At 44.1% G+C, this 16,858-nt stretch carries 16 protein-coding genes; 10 read left to right on the forward strand and 6 right to left on the reverse strand.

The annotated features are described in order from the left end of the window. Positions 1–173 precede the first annotated feature (173 nt). Positions 174–1,202, forward strand: a complete 1,029-nt coding sequence (locus D8S93_RS18515; protein ID WP_227484009.1) for a site-2 protease family protein — start codon at positions 174–176, stop codon at positions 1,200–1,202. 74 nt (positions 1,203–1,276) lie between these two features. On the opposite strand, the gene D8S93_RS18520 is transcribed toward D8S93_RS18515, so the two are convergent. Further along, positions 1,277–2,065: a M48 family metallopeptidase gene (locus D8S93_RS18520; protein WP_152814675.1), complete on the reverse strand. Its 789-nt coding sequence runs from the start codon at positions 2,063–2,065 to the stop codon at positions 1,277–1,279. A 203-nt stretch (positions 2,066–2,268) separates the two neighbouring features. On the opposite strand from D8S93_RS18520, the gene D8S93_RS18525 reads away from it, so the two are divergent. The 5 genes from D8S93_RS18525 (at position 2,269) to cutA (ending at position 5,314) form a co-directional block, all read left to right on the forward strand. After that, complete coding sequence (locus D8S93_RS18525; protein ID WP_012842307.1) at positions 2,269–2,703, forward strand: hotdog fold thioesterase; 435 nt, start codon at positions 2,269–2,271, stop codon at positions 2,701–2,703. A 6-nt stretch (positions 2,704–2,709) separates the two neighbouring features. Then, positions 2,710–2,943 (forward strand): DUF3389 domain-containing protein, encoded by a 234-nt coding sequence (locus D8S93_RS18530; protein WP_054867596.1) that lies wholly within the window; start codon positions 2,710–2,712, stop codon positions 2,941–2,943. A 79-nt stretch (positions 2,944–3,022) separates the two neighbouring features. Beyond that, positions 3,023–4,732, forward strand: coding sequence for an SgrR family transcriptional regulator (locus tag D8S93_RS18535; RefSeq protein ID WP_005395502.1), 1,710 nt, complete (start codon positions 3,023–3,025; stop codon positions 4,730–4,732). Then, positions 4,716–4,967, forward strand: coding sequence for a hypothetical protein (locus D8S93_RS18540; RefSeq protein WP_053349877.1), 252 nt, complete (start codon positions 4,716–4,718; stop codon positions 4,965–4,967). Before D8S93_RS18535 ends, D8S93_RS18540 begins: the two co-directional genes overlap by 17 nt. Positions 4,968–4,981: 14 nt before the next feature. Further along, complete coding sequence (cutA, locus tag D8S93_RS18545) at positions 4,982–5,314, forward strand: divalent-cation tolerance protein CutA (RefSeq protein WP_031780471.1); 333 nt, start codon at positions 4,982–4,984, stop codon at positions 5,312–5,314. On the opposite strand, the gene D8S93_RS18550 is transcribed toward cutA, so the two are convergent. Beyond that, positions 5,276–5,872: a DUF2238 domain-containing protein gene (locus D8S93_RS18550; protein WP_005395495.1), complete on the reverse strand. Its 597-nt coding sequence runs from the start codon at positions 5,870–5,872 to the stop codon at positions 5,276–5,278. The two genes, cutA and D8S93_RS18550, sit on opposite strands and share 39 nt — an antisense overlap. Before the next feature lie 242 nt (positions 5,873–6,114). Here D8S93_RS18550 and D8S93_RS18555 point away from each other — a divergent pair, with 242 nt between their 5' ends. Continuing rightward, positions 6,115–6,954, forward strand: a complete 840-nt coding sequence (locus tag D8S93_RS18555; protein ID WP_005376329.1) for an isopenicillin N synthase family dioxygenase — start codon at positions 6,115–6,117, stop codon at positions 6,952–6,954. 201 nt (positions 6,955–7,155) lie between these two features. Then, positions 7,156–7,776, forward strand: coding sequence for a DNA-J related domain-containing protein (locus tag D8S93_RS18560; RefSeq protein WP_152814677.1), 621 nt, complete (start codon positions 7,156–7,158; stop codon positions 7,774–7,776). 82 nt (positions 7,777–7,858) lie between these two features. Here the strand turns inward: D8S93_RS18560 and D8S93_RS18565 are convergent, their stop codons facing one another. The 4 genes from D8S93_RS18565 to tesA all read right to left on the reverse strand — a co-directional run bounded on the left by D8S93_RS18565 (position 7,859) and on the right by tesA (position 13,561). Continuing rightward, complete coding sequence (locus D8S93_RS18565) at positions 7,859–9,514, reverse strand: ABC-ATPase domain-containing protein (RefSeq protein ID WP_152814679.1); 1,656 nt, start codon at positions 9,512–9,514, stop codon at positions 7,859–7,861. 71 nt (positions 9,515–9,585) lie between these two features. Beyond that, on the reverse strand, positions 9,586–11,496 hold the full coding sequence (locus D8S93_RS18570) for an EAL domain-containing protein (RefSeq protein WP_152814681.1): 1,911 nt from the start codon (positions 11,494–11,496) through the stop codon (positions 9,586–9,588). A 180-nt stretch (positions 11,497–11,676) separates the two neighbouring features. Further along, complete coding sequence (gene fabV, locus D8S93_RS18575) at positions 11,677–12,876, reverse strand: enoyl-ACP reductase FabV (RefSeq protein ID WP_012842298.1); 1,200 nt, start codon at positions 12,874–12,876, stop codon at positions 11,677–11,679. 82 nt (positions 12,877–12,958) lie between these two features. Then, on the reverse strand, positions 12,959–13,561 hold the full coding sequence (tesA, locus tag D8S93_RS18580; protein ID WP_005395483.1) for a multifunctional acyl-CoA thioesterase I/protease I/lysophospholipase L1: 603 nt from the start codon (positions 13,559–13,561) through the stop codon (positions 12,959–12,961). Between tesA and D8S93_RS18585 the strand changes: the two genes are divergently transcribed. Further along, positions 13,560–14,252, forward strand: coding sequence for an ABC transporter ATP-binding protein (locus D8S93_RS18585; protein ID WP_005395482.1), 693 nt, complete (start codon positions 13,560–13,562; stop codon positions 14,250–14,252). The genes tesA and D8S93_RS18585 overlap by 2 nt on opposite strands. Beyond that, on the forward strand, positions 14,252–16,708 hold the full coding sequence (locus tag D8S93_RS18590) for an ABC transporter permease (protein WP_152814683.1): 2,457 nt from the start codon (positions 14,252–14,254) through the stop codon (positions 16,706–16,708). The genes D8S93_RS18585 and D8S93_RS18590 overlap by 1 nt, the downstream gene beginning before the upstream one ends. Positions 16,709–16,858: the final 150 nt, after the last annotated feature.

Raw genomic sequence — 16,858 nt, forward strand, 5'->3', positions numbered from 1 at the left:
CGAGCTTTATAGTTAAATAACGATCAAATCAAGAGATAGCTCGCTTTGCTGTTTCTTCACTTCACAGGCATAATTCGCGCTCGCTATGTAGTTATTCAATAGACGCAATAGGAATCGTGTTGGAATTACTGAATGTTGAATTTTTAGGTCGTTCGTTAAGGCTCGAAGGATCGATGGCTGGTTGGCAGCAGTTATATTGGGATAACACCTTGGTGTCCCAAATAGATGCCAGTGATAATGTTGCAGACACTTGCCTTCACCAGTTTAGACTCTCTGCAGGGGAGGAAGTCCTGGTATGCCATTTGGAGTGTTCATTAACATGGCAACCGTTTGAATTGAGTTACAAGGTCACAATTAACGATGAGCTTATTAGCGAAGGTTGCCGAAATGAAAAAGACATCGAACGCCAAGTACCAGAAGTTGAGCCGCCAACGGAAAAGCGTTTAAGTGTGATAGGGCTAGTATCACTTGGAATGAAAGCACTCAAGAGTGCGAAAGTAATCAAAGTGGCGCTAGCATCTGCAAGTCTTGCTGCATATTCTTGGCTATTTTCTATCGAGTTCGCGTTAGCTTTGATCGCCTGTTTAGTTTTCCATGAGTATGGCCATATTAGAGCGATGAAGTACTTTGGAATGAAGACCAAGGGCATCTATTTGATTCCATTTCTTGGCGGTTTAGCGCTGAGTGATGAAAAGATCAACACACGCTGGCAAGATGTGGTTATCTCGATTATGGGACCATTTTTTGGTTTAGTTCTTAGCATCGCGTTTACTTTGCTTTATTGGATGACTGGAGAGATGCTCTTCGCTGGCCTAGCAGTGTTTAACGCGTTACTAAACCTGTTTAATCTGTTGCCTATTCTGCCACTAGATGGTGGTCATGTACTCAAAAGCATTACCTTCTCGATGAACACTTGGGTTGGATTAGTCGGCAGTATAGCTGCTGCCTTGTTGGGTATTTTTATCAGCTATTCTTTCGGGCTGACGTTGCTAGGGTTTTTATTGTTAATGGGGATGCTAGAAGTGGTCATGGAATGGAGAGGTCGACATCATAGTCATTTATTGCCGTTAACCCGTTACGGACAACTCTTCTCACTTGCTTGGTACTTGGTTTCTGTCGGTGGTTTTGTCGCTATCATTTGGTATTTTGCTACCCTTGGAGATAGCCTGTTGAGCTTGCCACTACAGATACTGGGTACTTAAACTATTCCTTATACCCATTAAAAAAAGCTCCCAAGGGAGCTTTTTTGCGAATAATAGCCACTTTTAGCAGAAGTTTAGCCACATTTTGGCGCTTTCGCCTTATACGCAGGCAACTTATTTATGGTTGCTTGTAAATCTTTAATACGCGTACTGTGCGATGGGTGAGTTGAGAAGAATTCAGGCGGTTGAGAACCACCGGATGCAGCACTCATATTTTTCCATAAATCGACACTTTGACGTGGGTCGAAGCCTGCTTTTGCCATAAACTCAAGCCCGACAATATCAGCCTCGGATTCCTGTGTACGACCGTATGGTAAAATAACACCGTATTGGACACCGACACCAAGTGCCGCCATCGTCATTTGCTGATACTGTTTGTACTCGGAAGCTCCTATAGCAACGTTTGCCAGAGACAATCCCGCATTTGCTAACTGGCTTTGTGAAAGGCGTTCATTACTGTGGTCAGCAAGGACGTGAGCCACTTCGTGACCAATGACTGTTGCCAACTGATCTTGGTTTTTCGCGACACCTAAAAGCCCGGTGTAAACGCCGATCTTCCCACCAGGTAGAGCAAACGCATTGACTTGTTCACTATCAAAAACAACCACCTCCCAATCTTTAAATCCAGCTTGCGCAGGGATGGTGTCAGTGATGTGTTTGGCAACGCATTGTACGTAGGCATTCGTTTTGCGATCTTTGCTGATTGGGATATCTTTCTTCATTTGTTCGAAAGATTTGGCGCCAAGCGATGACATTTCTTGATCTGAAAACATCAGGATCTGATTACGGCCGGTCGGTGATGCGCTACATGCCGTTAAGCCCGCGATAGTTAAAAGAGCAGAGGCTTTCATCCATACCTTCATAATAGGCTCCATCTAAATTATTTTTGTTTTGAAGCAATAGTATATACCCAAATAGTAACACGATGCATGGATCAAATTATTCATCAACTGGCAAAGAGGCCAAGATGTTACACCTTGAAGTTAGACCTAAGTAAAGTCTATGCTAGCTTCCTAGCACATCGTTACAACCTAACAAACCAGTTTGTGAAACTAAGAGTAAAACAATGAGTATATGGAAAAAGCCCGTTAGCATAGAGATTCTGAATGCTACATCAAAAAATACCCTGATCGAGCACCTACAAATTGAATACACAGATTTCACGGATGACTCCCTTACAGCAACCATGCCTGTATGTAGTTTTACTCATCAACCTTTAGGAATGCTTCATGGTGGCGCTTCTGTTGTACTCGCAGAAACATTAGGCTCTTTAGCTGCGAATTTCTCTGTCGATGAGGGGAGTTACTGTGTCGGTTTGGATATCAACGCGAACCATGTACGTGCAATGCGAAGTGGTCATGTGATTGGTACGGCAAAACCTGTACACCTTGGCGTTTCAACACAAGTGTGGCAAATCGACATAACTGATGAACGAGGCCGATTAGTGTGTACCAGTCGCTTAACTATCGCAGTGAAGCAACATAAAACGAAGTCGGTATAAAGCAAGATGGTGATTGAGTTTTCATTAGGAAAAATCATTGCTACCCAGCGTGAAATCGTGATTAAGCTCTCCGGCAGTGCAATGGTGACCTTACAAGCGCAAACCGATTCTATCCAGTTACTGGGTAGAGGAGCGAACGTTGTTTTATCTCATGGTGCAGAGTGTAAATGGTCTATCAAGCTGGATAATGAGGAACAACTTGTCGGTCTTGCACGAGAAATTGGCATCGATATTCAATAATTTACTGCGTGACGTTTGCACTTTTTGATAAAAATGAGGAAACTTAGCTTATCAACAATAAGATAAGAATTTCCTCTTTATGAGTAGCCCTCGTTTACGTGTTCAGTTCGAAACACTGTTTGAAAAATTCGCCGGTCACGATACGGACGTTCAGCTAGAAGACATTACCGAAGCGCTGTTTTGTACACGTCGCAATGCCCGTATTGTTCTCAATAAATTAGAAGAGGAGGGCTGGATTGAATGGCATCCAGCGGCGGGTCGAGGAAAACTCTCAAAACTCGTTTTCAAACGTAACCGTAGCGATGTCAGTGAAAACCTCGCCAGACGTTATCTTGACGAAGGGAAAATTGGCCAGGCTCTAGATGCGCTTGATAACGACGCGGCTCGATTAACGCAGGTTATTCAGGGTTATTTAGGGCTTCAGCATCGGCAGGGCGAACAGGTGGTACGTTTGCCATATTATCGACCATTGGCGATGTTAAACCCACAGAAACCGATGCGGCGTTCTGAACAGCACATCGCCCGACAAATTTTTAGCGGGCTCACTCGCCTTGATGAAAATGAACAACTTCAGCCAGATTTAGCCCACACATGGGAAGCCATTTCTGATACACACTGGCGTTTTTATCTTCGTCGTGGGGTGCGTTTTCATAATGGTGAACCGTTATCAACCAGTTGTGTACTTGAAAGTGTGCTTGCACTAAGTAGCCTGAACCTGTTTTCTCATATAAAAAAGGTATCTTCACCACAGGAATGGACCGTCGATATTGAACTCGTCCGTCCTGATCGCTACCTGCCTTTGGCGCTGAGTGAGTCGCAAGCAAAAATTTTGCTACCAAGCGCTTTGCGTTCAGAAAACTTCGATAGACAACCAATAGGGACTGGGCCGTTCCAAGTTAAAATGAATGATGATAAGCGTCTTATTTTGACTGCTTTTGATGGCTACTTTGGTTTTCGCCCTTTACTTGACCAAGTGGAGGTTTGGGTAATCGATGAAGCCTATTCTTCAATGGTTTATCCAAGCCTGTCAAAACCGAAGATGGATAAACAAGGTTCATCCGATGAAGTCGAGCTGGACCCTGGCTGTACATTTCTATTACTAAACAAAAACACCGGGATTGCAAAAGACCCACGCTGGGCAGAATTTCTATCACAAACTCTCAACAGTCACCAGATTTACGCGCATGTTCCTCAAGATAAAGTGATGGAACTGGGAGTGTTGCAAGCTTTTGGCCTTAAGCCCGGTTGGATTGACCTTAGGCCAGCAGAGGCGGGCAGTGTGCCGCAGGCTGATAAGGTGATTTCTGTAGCGTATCAGAAAAAGCATCCGATGTTTCCAGTAGTTGCTAAGGCCATCAAGACACTCTTAAAACCGCACGGTATAGAGGTCGAGTTTATTCGTTATGATTCTCAACCGCCCGCACCGGAGGAAGTGGATATTTGGGTGAAAGCCATGGGCATTGCAACGAATCGAAATGACGCGTTGGCTGGCTGGCTTCTGGATTACAGTGATATTGAGAAATTCAGTTCTGGTTACGATTTTAGCGAATGGGCGAAGCTCGTTGATCAGTGGCGTGCTGGTGTTTATCCAGACTTCCCTGCACGTGAGCTAGGACGTCAGTTGGTAAAAAGTTGTCAGGTGATTCCGATGTTTCACTGCTGGTTGGGTGTCAATAAAGACCACAGCGGTGCCTTACAAAATGCAAAGTGTAATGCCTTAGGTTGGTTTGACTTTAATAACGTATGGGTAAAACCTGATATAGAAAATAATCATGGCGAAACCGAATAAGAAACAGCCGACGAAAACTGTCGATATCTATTGCTCAAAGTGTAAAACTCAACTATTCAAGTACCGTAAAGGCGGAAAAGGCGCACTGGTCAAATGCTTCAAAGAGCGCATTGTTGACGATTTCACACAAACCCCATGCATCTGTCCCAGTTGCGGGCAAGAGTTTGCAAGAGATACCCTAGTGAGAGGAACGCCCGCTTACAAAATGATTGGCGGCAAAGTGACAATGAAATAATGAAGGGCTAGAAAATGAGTATAAAACATGACTACTGCATGGTGTTAAGCACAACCAGCAACGAAAAAAATCGAGATCAGATCATTAAAGGTTTGCTAGATGCCCAATTAGCCGCGTGTATTCAAACGATGCCTATTGAAAGTCACTATGTGTGGAAAGGGGAGATTTGTACTGACAACGAATGGTTGCTGGTGATCAAAACTCGTCGAGAGCTCTATGAATTGGTGGAAGAGAAAATAGAAAACCTGCACGAATATGAAGTAGCACAGATCGTACAGGTCCCAATTGTTGATGGGTTTAACCCTTATTTAGAGTGGCTGAGAGAATCGACGCTGAGCCGACATTAAAAACAGCGACAACGCTGCACCAACGGTGTCGCACAACATATCTTTCTGGGCGTCCCATATGTCACCTTGCGAGCCCAGAAAGGCGATTCCTTCATCGCCGCCAGCCAATTCTGCATACCACCATTCGATAATCTCATAGCCTGCTGCAAGCGACATGATCGCAAACAAAGCAAACCAGCAAGAGAACGTTTTGTTGAACTTATTCTTGTGTATCAAGTATTCAGCTATCGGATACGCATAAAGGCCAATCGAAAAGTGCGCAACGCGATCAAAGTTGTTTCTATCTGAACCAATCATGTCGTTAAACCAGTCAAATGGTACTTCGGAAAACGTATATTTCGCTCCGATAGTGTGCAAACAGAGCCAGATGAACATTAAAAAGTAAGCCGTATTACTGAATTGATAGCGAATCGAGATTGCCCAAATAGCAACAAGAATACCAATTGCTGGGATAATCTCCGCAAACCAAACGGCACGTGAGTTAGGTTCTAACGCAGAAAATAAAAACACGATGGCATAAAAAATCGTCAATCCTAAGAGTGTCGAGGTACTTTTCATAGAGTTACTTGATCCTTCAATTTATCTTACAGTGGGACTCCATAGACTTGGGTAATGATTACACTTAATTGAACGGTGTGCAATTGTTATTTTGATGGTGTTTTTGATCACTGAAAATGTTGATTTATTGCCAAACTGCTCAACATTAAAACGTTTGCGCGTGCACCTTTCATTAAAGTTTGATTTACAACATGGCCATCCATAGAATCCGTGATTCAGTCTAATAAAAAAGAAGTAAAGCCATGAAACTGGAAACTGTCGATTATCTTGCTGACGATGCTGCTCAACAGTTCGTTACCTCTCTGCGCGAAACAGGGTTCGGTGTGTTGAAAAACCACCCGATTCCACAAGAGCTTGTAGAGTCAATTTACAAAAACTGGCATGAGTTTTTCTGTTCAGATCAAAAGAATGATTTTCACTTTAACGTAGACACCCAAGATGGCTACTTTCCACCTTCTGTGTCTGAAGTAGCGAAAGGGCACAAAGTGAAAGACATCAAAGAGTACTTTCATGTTTACCCTTGGGGTCAGATCCCAGAGCAACTTAAAGCTGAAATCTTAGAGTACTATGAGCGGGCGAATGCATTTGCTCAGGAGCTATTAGGCTGGGTTGAAGCGTACGCACCTAAAGACGTTCAAGAGAAGTTTTCTATCGCGTTGTCAGAAATGATCAATAACAGCGACAAAACATTACTACGCGTTCTTCACTACCCGCCAATGACAGGGGAAGAGGAGCCAGGCGCTATACGTGCTGCCGCGCATGAAGACATTAACCTGCTAACGGTTCTGCCAGCCGCTAATGAGCCTGGACTGCAAGTAAAGAGCAAAGAAGGTGATTGGATTGATGTACCCTGTGACTTTGGTAACTTAATTATCAACATTGGTGATATGCTTCAAGAAGCGTCGGGCGGTTACTTTCCTTCAACGACTCACCGTGTAATCAACCCAACGGGTGGCCGTCAAGAAAAGTCGCGTATTTCATTGCCGTTGTTCTTGCATCCAAAGCCAGAAGTGGTTTTGTCAGAGCGCTACACCGCACATAGCTACCTTATGGAACGTTTACGTGAACTAGGGGTTATTTAACCTTTACGTGATCTCCTTACAAAGGCCGATGGTTGATGACTATCGGCCTTTTGTTGTTTATGGTACAAAATGATACCCACGCTTCATTCGGTGCCACAGAAATTAGGCCTGAAACACGCGTCAGCAAGCATTTTTACCAGTACAGATGAGCAGCTTTCTCTGAGATTAGTGTGATGCTTCAATATTAAACAGAGAGGATGAATGGAAGGACAACGCACGGTCAGTAGTATTGAGACTCACGCAATAGAAAACCCGTTGCTTTGGCCAATGCTAGAAATTCTTAGAAAGCAGCCTTCCGATTGGAAAGTTCACACCTTAGCAAGCAAGTTGAGTGAACAGGGCTACATTTCGAAATTGGATGATTCTCCTGATAAGGATTTATTCAAACGAAATTTCTTAATCATGAACGCGCTATACCAACTGCAAGAAACGCTTTACCCAGATGCCTGGCTGCAAGTTGAAGCGATGAATATCCAGCTGATGTCTTCGTTAGAAGCTTCGAGGCATATCGTTGATATTAACGACCCTTTGCGTGATTATTATCTGGATTGGCGCAACTACGAAGCGGACGAAGATGAAGTGCGTCGATTGTTGAATGAGTTTTGGACCACTTATCAAAAATTCATTGGTGGTTCGTCTGTTGCAAGTGTAGATAAGACAAAGGCACTGTCACTGTTTGAGCTTAACCCTGATGCAACACCCGCAGAAATTAGAAAGCAGTGGCGAAAACTCGCGCTTCGTTGGCACCCAGATAGAGAGAATGGTGATGCAGAAAGGTTTAGAATTCTTTGTGAAGCGTGGAATGTACTGAGAAACGAATGATTCGGTATGAATAAAGATAAAGGAAGGCAGCTAACTATTAGCTGCCTTTTTTCATTGGATTGTCTCAATCAGCGTATCAAAACTAGCATGATGGCTTAAACTGAGATTTTCTCATGCGGTTAAGCGCAGCCATTACGTCTAGTGTGCGTGGTTTGGCTAAGTCCCCTTGCTTAGGGAGCGATGCATGCCACTCACCAGACAGCATTTCTTCAATTTCCTTCGCTGGGTGATGACACCAGCCTGGAAGCTGAGCGATTTGGAACCATAACCAGCCAATCGTGTTGACTTCATCAGCGGACTCAATCTGTTCCAAAGCGCTAAGGTCAGTAAACTCTTTGCCAAATCGAAGTGACTCTTTGCCTTTCGCATTCACACGGAATTTACCGTCAGTGAGAATATTCATCAAAGCAACGCGATTCAGGGCGCGAGGCGGGAAGGTTTGTAAACGTTCTTCCGATTCGTTATGACGTTGAGTAGGGTGTTGAGCGATCACTTCTTTCGCTTTTTCTGTCACATCAACCGCTTGGTAGTCGTGCATCTGAATGACTGTATCGGCAACGTCTAAGTAGTCGCCTGAACCCCCCATAACGATAATGGTAGAGATATCGAGATCATCTCGCAATTGACCAATGCGATCGACAAGAGGGGTAATTGGTTCATCACCTTTTGCCACCAATGCCTGCATACGTTCATCTCGAATCATGAAGTTCGTCGCAGAGGTGTCTTCATCAATCAATAACGTGCTCGCACCCGCTTCAATAGACTCTTGAAGCCAAGCGGCTTGTGATGTTGAGCCTGATGCATCTTGAGTCGAAAAATCCGCAGTATCTTTACCCATTGGCAAATGGTTGATGTAATTCGACAGGTTCAAATGATGCACGCATCGACCATCTTCGGCGCGGATCTTCATTGCTTTGTCATCAGCTACGATGTATTCACGACCATCTCCTGGTATATGGTCGTAAATCGAACGCTCAATCGCATTCAGTAAGGTAGATTTACCGTGGAAACCGCCACCAACGATTAGCGTAATGCCCTTTGGAATCCCTAATCCCGTGACATGGCCTTTGTTTGGCGCATGTAAAGTCACTTGCAGCGATTCAGGTGCTTTGAACTCAACCGCCTCTTTCATTGGGAGATCACAGTTGCCAGCAATTCGAGGAAGAATGCTGCCATTTGCGACAAACGCAACTAGGTTATTGGCTTCCAACTGTGCACGCAGGGCATCTTGGTCTTCAACAACTTGGCAATGCTCAATCAATGCTGCTTTGTCGAGTTCACGTTCTAAGGTCGCTCGACGGATAAACTTAGGCAAATGGAAAGTCAGTATGTTGTTGGCTTTTTTCCCCAACACTGAACGACCTTCAGCAGGCAAGTTAACTCGAAAACGCAGTTCAATACCTTCCTCGGTAAACAATACTGCGGTGCTATCCAACACAGTTTGGCCATTCAATGAAATGGATACGGAGTTTTCTTGTTTAGCAAACAGCTCAAAACTGCGCGCAATAAAATCACGTGCTGCTCGTTGAAAAGCAGGGGACTCGTCTTTTAACCATTCCAGACCAGTCAAGGACCAGGCGCGAGTTGCACGAAAACGTGACGCGGAAGCATACGGATCTCCTTGTACGTGATCGACGAACAAAGTGAAATCAGTGAAGTCGTATTGACCTTTGATTTGCTGATAAGCGCGGTAGTTCTGCTTTTCAATTTTCTTAAGCGTGGCAGTCAACTGATCCATGAAGATATTGGCCTTTTAATAGAAGCGGGCGGCGATTATAGAAACCACCGCCACCTTAGTAAAGAGAATGCTTAGGAAGAGTAGGCGTATTGTCCGCCTGAAAGACGCTGATTAAACAAACTTTGCTCAAATTCATTACAAGGCATCGGTTTACCATAGAGAAAGCCTTGCCCAATATCACAACCCTCACCAATAAGAAACTGCTCTTGTTGGGGGGATTCAATGCCCTCAATAACCACTTGGAGGTCCAGTTTTTTAGCTATGTGTATGATAGAGCAAATGATCGCACGATCATCGTCCGACTTTTCCATTTGCTGGACAAAGCTCTTATCAATCTTGATGGCATCAAATGGGTATTTCTTCAAATAGCTGAAAGAGGCGTACCCTGTACCGAAGTCATCTAGTGACAACGTCACACCTAGTTCGTGCAATTTGTTTAGAGTTGTGCGTGCTACGATTTCATCGGCAATTAAAGCGCTCTCGGTCACCTCGAGTTCGAGAAAATGTGCTGGTAAGTGAAAGGATTCGAGTAGGTGTTGCACTTGCTCCGCAAAGTTCACGTTTTGTAATTGAATTGGAGATACGTTAACGGCAATTTTGAAATTATCAATTAACTCCGACCACTGTTTAGCTTTGTCTATCGCGGTACGAAGAACAAAAGAGCCAACTTCAAAAATAAGCCCGTTTTGTTCGGCCATATGTATTAATGCTTCGTTAGAGACGTCGCCCAGTATTGGGTGTCTCCAGCGCAGCAATGCTTCTGCTCCAATCCATTTGTGAGTATGGGGATGAACTTTGGGCTGAAAGTACAGCATCAGGTCGTCATTTCTTACCGCTTGCAATAAGTAGCTTTCCAATTGATTGTGGTTGTTTAGCTCATTCGAATGACTTTCACAAAAATAACTATACGCTTCGCCAGACTCTTTACACAGCAGCATGGCATAGCATGCATTTTGAAGAAGTTGTTTGGCATTGCTGGTTTGGTGGGCTTGTACAACACCAATATAAGAGTTGAGGTGAACCTCTGTGTCTTTTATATAAAAGCTTCCCAAGCCAATATTGGTGATATCATCCAGTAGCTTACGCAATTTCATATCAATATCGTTGCCCCAAATGAGTAATACAAGGTCATTCGAGCTCGGCCTCCCGGTAACAAAATAACTCGATTCTCGTTTACCAAGGCGATACCGAAATTCCTTTAATATCTCGTCAAAGGCCTCAAAGCCATACCGGGTTTGGATACTGCGAGCATTACTAAAGCCAATGTTTATCACGAGCAGTGATTGCTGGCTATGATCCAACGTTCCGAGCGTTTCTCCGACAACACTTTCCAGTGCTGCGCGGTTTAAGAATCCGGTTCCCTGATCGTGTGTTTTTTGGTAGCTCACTTGTTTTTCTGCGGCCTTACGACGATCAATCTCTTTTGTTAGGGAGTAACTCAACTGCGCTAAGTCCGTAGTACGGTTCTCAACTCGATTTTTGAGTTCATTATTAAGACGCTGGAGCTTGTGTTGCTGATACACGACGGAGAGCTGCGCTTCGATTGAGTCTTTGAAAGTTCCGAGCAATTGGCGGTAAGTGTCGCTGTATTCATTCTTCTTGGAATCAAGCATGCAGATGGTTCCAAACGTCTCTCCGTTTGGCCAGAATAACGGTAAACCACAATAAGATATCATGCCTAGTTTGATGTCAGGGTTATTGCACCATTCTTCATCCTCGAGCGCACTAGGAACCATGAGTTCGCTCTTATGCTCAATGACATGCTCACAATACAAACCGTTCCCGAGCAGTTCAGCATCGCCAGTACGATAGGGGTTACCTTGAGTTTCACTGGATGTGTTGACTTCAATACGATCTGGATGGATACGCATGATTAATGTGGTGGGTACGTGCGTTATTTGAGCCAGTAAGTTGACGATTTCCTGCCAGCTTTTTTGCATAGACTCAGGGATTTCATAATCTAATGTTTGCAATCTCCCCATATAGGTCATCCTTTACGTGGTTTCACTTCCTGTGAATTTAAAATGTAGACTGCTCTATCTTGTTCTCGGTTTTTAATTAAGTATAGGGTGGCTGGGGCTTGAAACAAAAAAAAGTCCTGAAAAGAGTTCAGGACTAGGAATAGTTATCACATATCTCATACTTGAAACAGATAACAAGCATTAAGGTTTAAGCGATTTTAGCGACTCAATAGAAATGTCTTGCGAATAGTCGACGTCTTCAAAGTTAAAGCCATTTAGCTTCATAAACTCATCTTTAAAGCCTTGGTAATCACCAATCTCTTTAAAGTTATTCGCGTTCATTTGCTCTAAAAGAGCATGGACTTCTTGTTGTACTTGCGGGTCAAGCTCTAAGTCGTCTATCCGGATTAAGCGTTCGCCGTCAACAGGCACTTTATCTTGATCGTACAATTTAGTGGTAAACAGTCGCTGCATTTGTTCAATACAACGTTCGTGAGTACCTTTTTCCTTCATCACTCGATACAGTGCTAAAAGGTAGGGACTTAGCGCAGGAATGAACACACTGGCTTTCGTCACCAACGCCTTACACACTGTTGCGTAAGCACCGCCGTCAAAGTTGGCAAGTTTTAGATTCAACGAGTGACTTGTTTGGTGTAAGTCGATTTTCGCTCGACCTAACGTACCATCGAGATAGATAGGGTGCGTAACGTCTGGTCCCATGTAAGAAAACGCGATGGTTTTGCAGCCTTGTGCAATCGAGTCATTATTAATCAGTGTATCAATCCAGCTTTCCCAGTCTTCACCGCCCATCACTTTGATAGTGGCTTCGGCCTCTTCCTCTGTTGCTGGAGTTAAAGTGGTTTCTACCCACTGATCGTTCTCCAGCATAATTGAAGCGCCAGTGACAGGCTCACCAATAGGCTTAATGACGCTGCGCCAAAACTCATCAGACTCTGGTTTAGGTCGAACACCCGTCGCTAAGCTATAGATGACTAAATCAACTTCACCTTCAAAGTACGTTTCAATGGCTTCAATCACTTGATTGCGGACAGAGTCAGAGAATGCGTCACCAACAATATTGATGGCGGTACGCCCCGCATGATTTGCTTCTTGTTTAAAAAAGATGTTGTTATACCAACCCGCACTTCCAACGCCTTTATCTGAAGGCCCGCGCTCGAAGGAGACACCAATGGTATCAGCTTTAGCACCTCCGAAGGTGAGGGCAATACGAGCCGCTAACCCGAAACCAGAGGAAGCACCAATAATCAAAACCCGTTTTGGACCGCTTTTGATCTGCGGGGCGTGTTTTACGTACTCAATTTGCTCTTTAATGGATGCATGACACCCGTATGGGTGAGCAGAGCGAGCAACAACACCTTGAATTAAAGGGTCTATTCGCATGTTGTTATCTATCCTCGATGAGTGGAATTGAAAATAGATTAACGTAAAGTTAAGTAAAACTTATTGAGCTAGACCATTAAAATTAGAGATGTTTAATTAATTCTTGAGCAACAAAGTCAGCAATCCAAGGCTGTGCATCAGGCTTTGGGTGAAGGCCATCATCCATCATCCACTCGGGTTTGATGACCACATGCTCCAAGAAGAATGGCATCAAGGTAACTTGTTGATGTTGTGCGAGCTTAGGGTAGATATCGTAAAACATATCGCTATAGCGCTTACCATAATTAGGTGGCACTCGAATTTGCATCATGACAACGTCCGCACCTGAATCTTTTATCATGGTAATCATTTTTGAGAGATTCGACGTAATAAGTTTAGGAGGGAAACCCCTCAGGCCATCGTTGGCACCTAACTCAATAAGTACCATATCAGGGCTGTGTTGGGTTAGCAGCTGTGGTAATCGAGCTAAGCCGTTGCCTGTGGTATCGCCAGAAATGCTGGCATTAATAACTGTTACATCTTGACCATGTTCTGACAAGGCATCAGGGAGTAAGCTAGGCCAACTCTTTTCGATCGGCATCTGATAGCCCGCGCTCAGGCTATCACCTAAGACAAGTAGCTTTTCGCTCGCATGTGCAGTAGCGGAAAAACAAAAAAATAGAACTAAGGAAAGTATACGAATCATGCAAACACCTGTACTTAATGCACCTATTGTTCAAGCCAATTTGGTTTCTAAACAAGTCTCTACTAATCAAGAGCAATTAACAATCCTCAAAGATGTAAATGTTGACATCAGGAAAGGAGAAAAAATCGCCATCGTCGGTACTTCCGGTGCGGGTAAGTCAACGTTGATGACGTTGTTAGCTGGCCTTGATACACCAACATCAGGTGAAATTACCTTGTTAGGTCATGAGTTATCAAAACTTGACGATGAAGCTCGCGCAAAAATTCGAGCTGACTCTCTAGGTTTTGTTTTCCAAAGTTTCTTATTAATCCCGAGCTTGAGTGCATTACGCAATGTCACGCTTCCTTGTCTTTTACGTGGTGAAGCCGAAGACGAAGCAAGAGCCGCCGAATTATTAACCGCTGTTGGATTGGAAAAACGTGTCGATCATCTTCCAAGTCAATTATCTGGTGGTGAACAACAACGTGTCGCGCTAGCACGTGCCTTTATGACACAGCCTGAACTGTTGTTCGCAGACGAGCCTACCGGCAATCTTGACCATCAAACCGCAGACAAAGTGATTGAGCTGCTATTCGATCTTAATGAGCAGCATGGAACAACGCTGATATTAGTTACACACGATGGTCATCTAGCAAGTCGATGTGACCGTATTTATCGTATGGAGGCGGGTGAGCTTAAGGAGGAGGTGTAATGTCTGCAGTATCATCAAGCGAAGCAACATCGACAGAAAGAAGCAGTGCAATAAAACACTCGTCAAACAAAAGCCTAATACGTTGGAGTTTCGGCGAAATAAGACAGGGGAACCTTTGGCCTATTAGCGTTGCTCTTATTCTTGTGATTGCGAGCATCTTTGCGCTTTCTGCATTAGCGGAGCGAATGGAGCAGGTGATCGTCAAACAGGGGAAGGATGCATTGACAGCGGATGCGGTGTTTGTGTCTGCTAATCCTATACCTGACACGTTGTTATCCTCGACTGAAAACCTAGAACGTTCGACGATGACACGATTTGCCACGATGGCATTTAGCGACAATGGTATGCAGTTGATTTCCGTAAGGGCAGTGGACGACAATTACCCTTTAATGGGAGAACTGGTACTAAACAACAACCCATCCGGTCGCGTTAAAGAGAACCAACTCTGGCTTGATGAGCGGATTATGGCTCAACTAGACGTCAAGTCGGGTGACAGCGTCACTATAGGCGATGCCGATTTTACGGTTTCAGGTGCAGTGCTGATGGAACCTGGGTTAAGCTTTAACCCATTTCAACAAATGCCTTCTGCATACATCCATCAAAAAGACGTTGAGAAAACAGGAGCGATTCAAGTCGGGAGTCGAGTTCAATACCGTCTGTTTCTACAAGCCGATGATAAAACGCTAAAAGGCCTGCAAGAAGATACGGTTCTTTCTCCTAGTGATCGCTGGCGCACGCAAGATACTGCCAGTCGTAGCAATGAGGTCTTTGAACGAACGACGCAGTATTTGTCTCTAACGGTTGCGATTGTCATCATTATGGCAGCGACAACATTGGTTCTTACTTGCCAAAACTATGTGAATAGTCGAACACAAACCATTGCGATGCTAAAAAGCCTTGGCGCAAGTCGACGATGGATTGAAAAATGGCTGTTTATTCAAGTCACAATCCTGCTCATTAGCGCCAGTGTCGTTGGGTTATTGTTGGGAAGTGGGCTGGAGTACTTGTTGCGCATTCCACTCAAAGACTTATTACCCGAGCCATTACCTAGTTACGGCGTCACTCCATATTTGGTGTCGTTTATCTCAGCGGTCCTGATCACCGTTCCTGCCCTTGGCATACCATTGTTGGGTTTGATTAAAACTCCAGCCTTAGAAGTGCTACAGCAGGGCAAAGCACAACGTTCTTGGAAGCGAATGTTGCTCGTTCTAGTCCCCGTTGTTCCATTACTTTTGCTTTATGCTGATAACACCTTAGTTTGGATTGTTCTTATTGGTATTGCAGTACTTTTTGTTGTGCTTGCTGCAGTGAGCGTCGCACTCACAAAATTGTTTGCGCGTATTTCAACACAACCTGCCATGAAGCTTGCGTTGAGTCGTATCAACCGCACGCCAGTAACCAGTGGCCTGCAGTTTGGTGCTTTGGCGTTGTCTTTGATGCTGCTATCTATTATCTGGCTTGTGCGCAGCGATATTCTCGCGGATTGGGAGAGAACCTTACCTGCAGACGCACCAAATGTCTTCGCATTAAATATTGGTGATTACGAACTCGATAGCTACCTAGAAACCTTAGATAAAAATGGGGTTACACGGTCACAAGCATATCCAATTATTCGTGGTCGATTGACAGAGATTAATGGTCAAAACGTCAAAGAGATTGAATACGAAGGAGAAGGCTCTGACGCAATACGTCGTGAATTGAACCTTACGTGGGGAGACAGCCTGCCAGAGTATAATGATGTACTTGCGGGTGAATGGACAAATAAAGGGAGTGTCTCTGTAGAAGCCGATGTAGCAAATGACTTGGGCATCGAACTTGGTGACAAACTGCGCTTTGTTATTAATAGCCAGAACTACGATGCGGTAGTAGATACCATTCGTTATGTTGAATGGCGTGATATGAAGCCTAACTTTTACTTTATTTTCTCATCCGACGTTATGGCTAATCTACCGGGTTCTTACCTCATCAGTTATAGAATTGATGAAGGGAACGAAGCACTATTAACGTCTATGTCTCGATCTCACCCAACGGTATCTGTTTTAGATATTCGTACCATGGGCGAAAAAATCCAGGACTTGATTCAACAAATCGTATCGGCAATCACTATTCTTGCTCTTTTAGGCGTGGTTGCGGGATTGCTACTTATCTTCACGCTATTGAGATTAAGCTTATCCCAACGTCAGCAGGAGATTCGTTTGTATCGCACATTAGGCTCAAGTAAAAAACGGATCAATACGACTCTGTGGGCCGAATACGGCATTATGGCGTTGATAGCTAGCGGTGTTGCGGTATTCGCTGCGGAAGTTTGTGTGGCCGCGGTAATGACATATGGCTTCGATCTAAACGCACAAATTCACCCCGAATTGTGGATAGCTTTACCACTGGCAACATTTGTTACGTTGGCATTTGTCGTAATGAGTTTGTTGAAAAGATTGTTAACGCCAGTAAACACTTAATCACTGCAAATGTTATTGAATGTGGAACACTCCATGACACTTTTATTTTAGTTATCCACAAAAACAGTGGATAACTTTTGGGATAACTAAATGGGGTAAAAAGTGGGGTGTTTCTGCAGGCTTTGCGCCATGGGTCTTACAGTGAAATTG

The organism is Vibrio sp. VGrn 2, from assembly GCF_009361695.1.
GTDB classification, from domain to species: Bacteria; Pseudomonadota; Gammaproteobacteria; order Enterobacterales; family Vibrionaceae; genus Vibrio; species Vibrio diabolicus.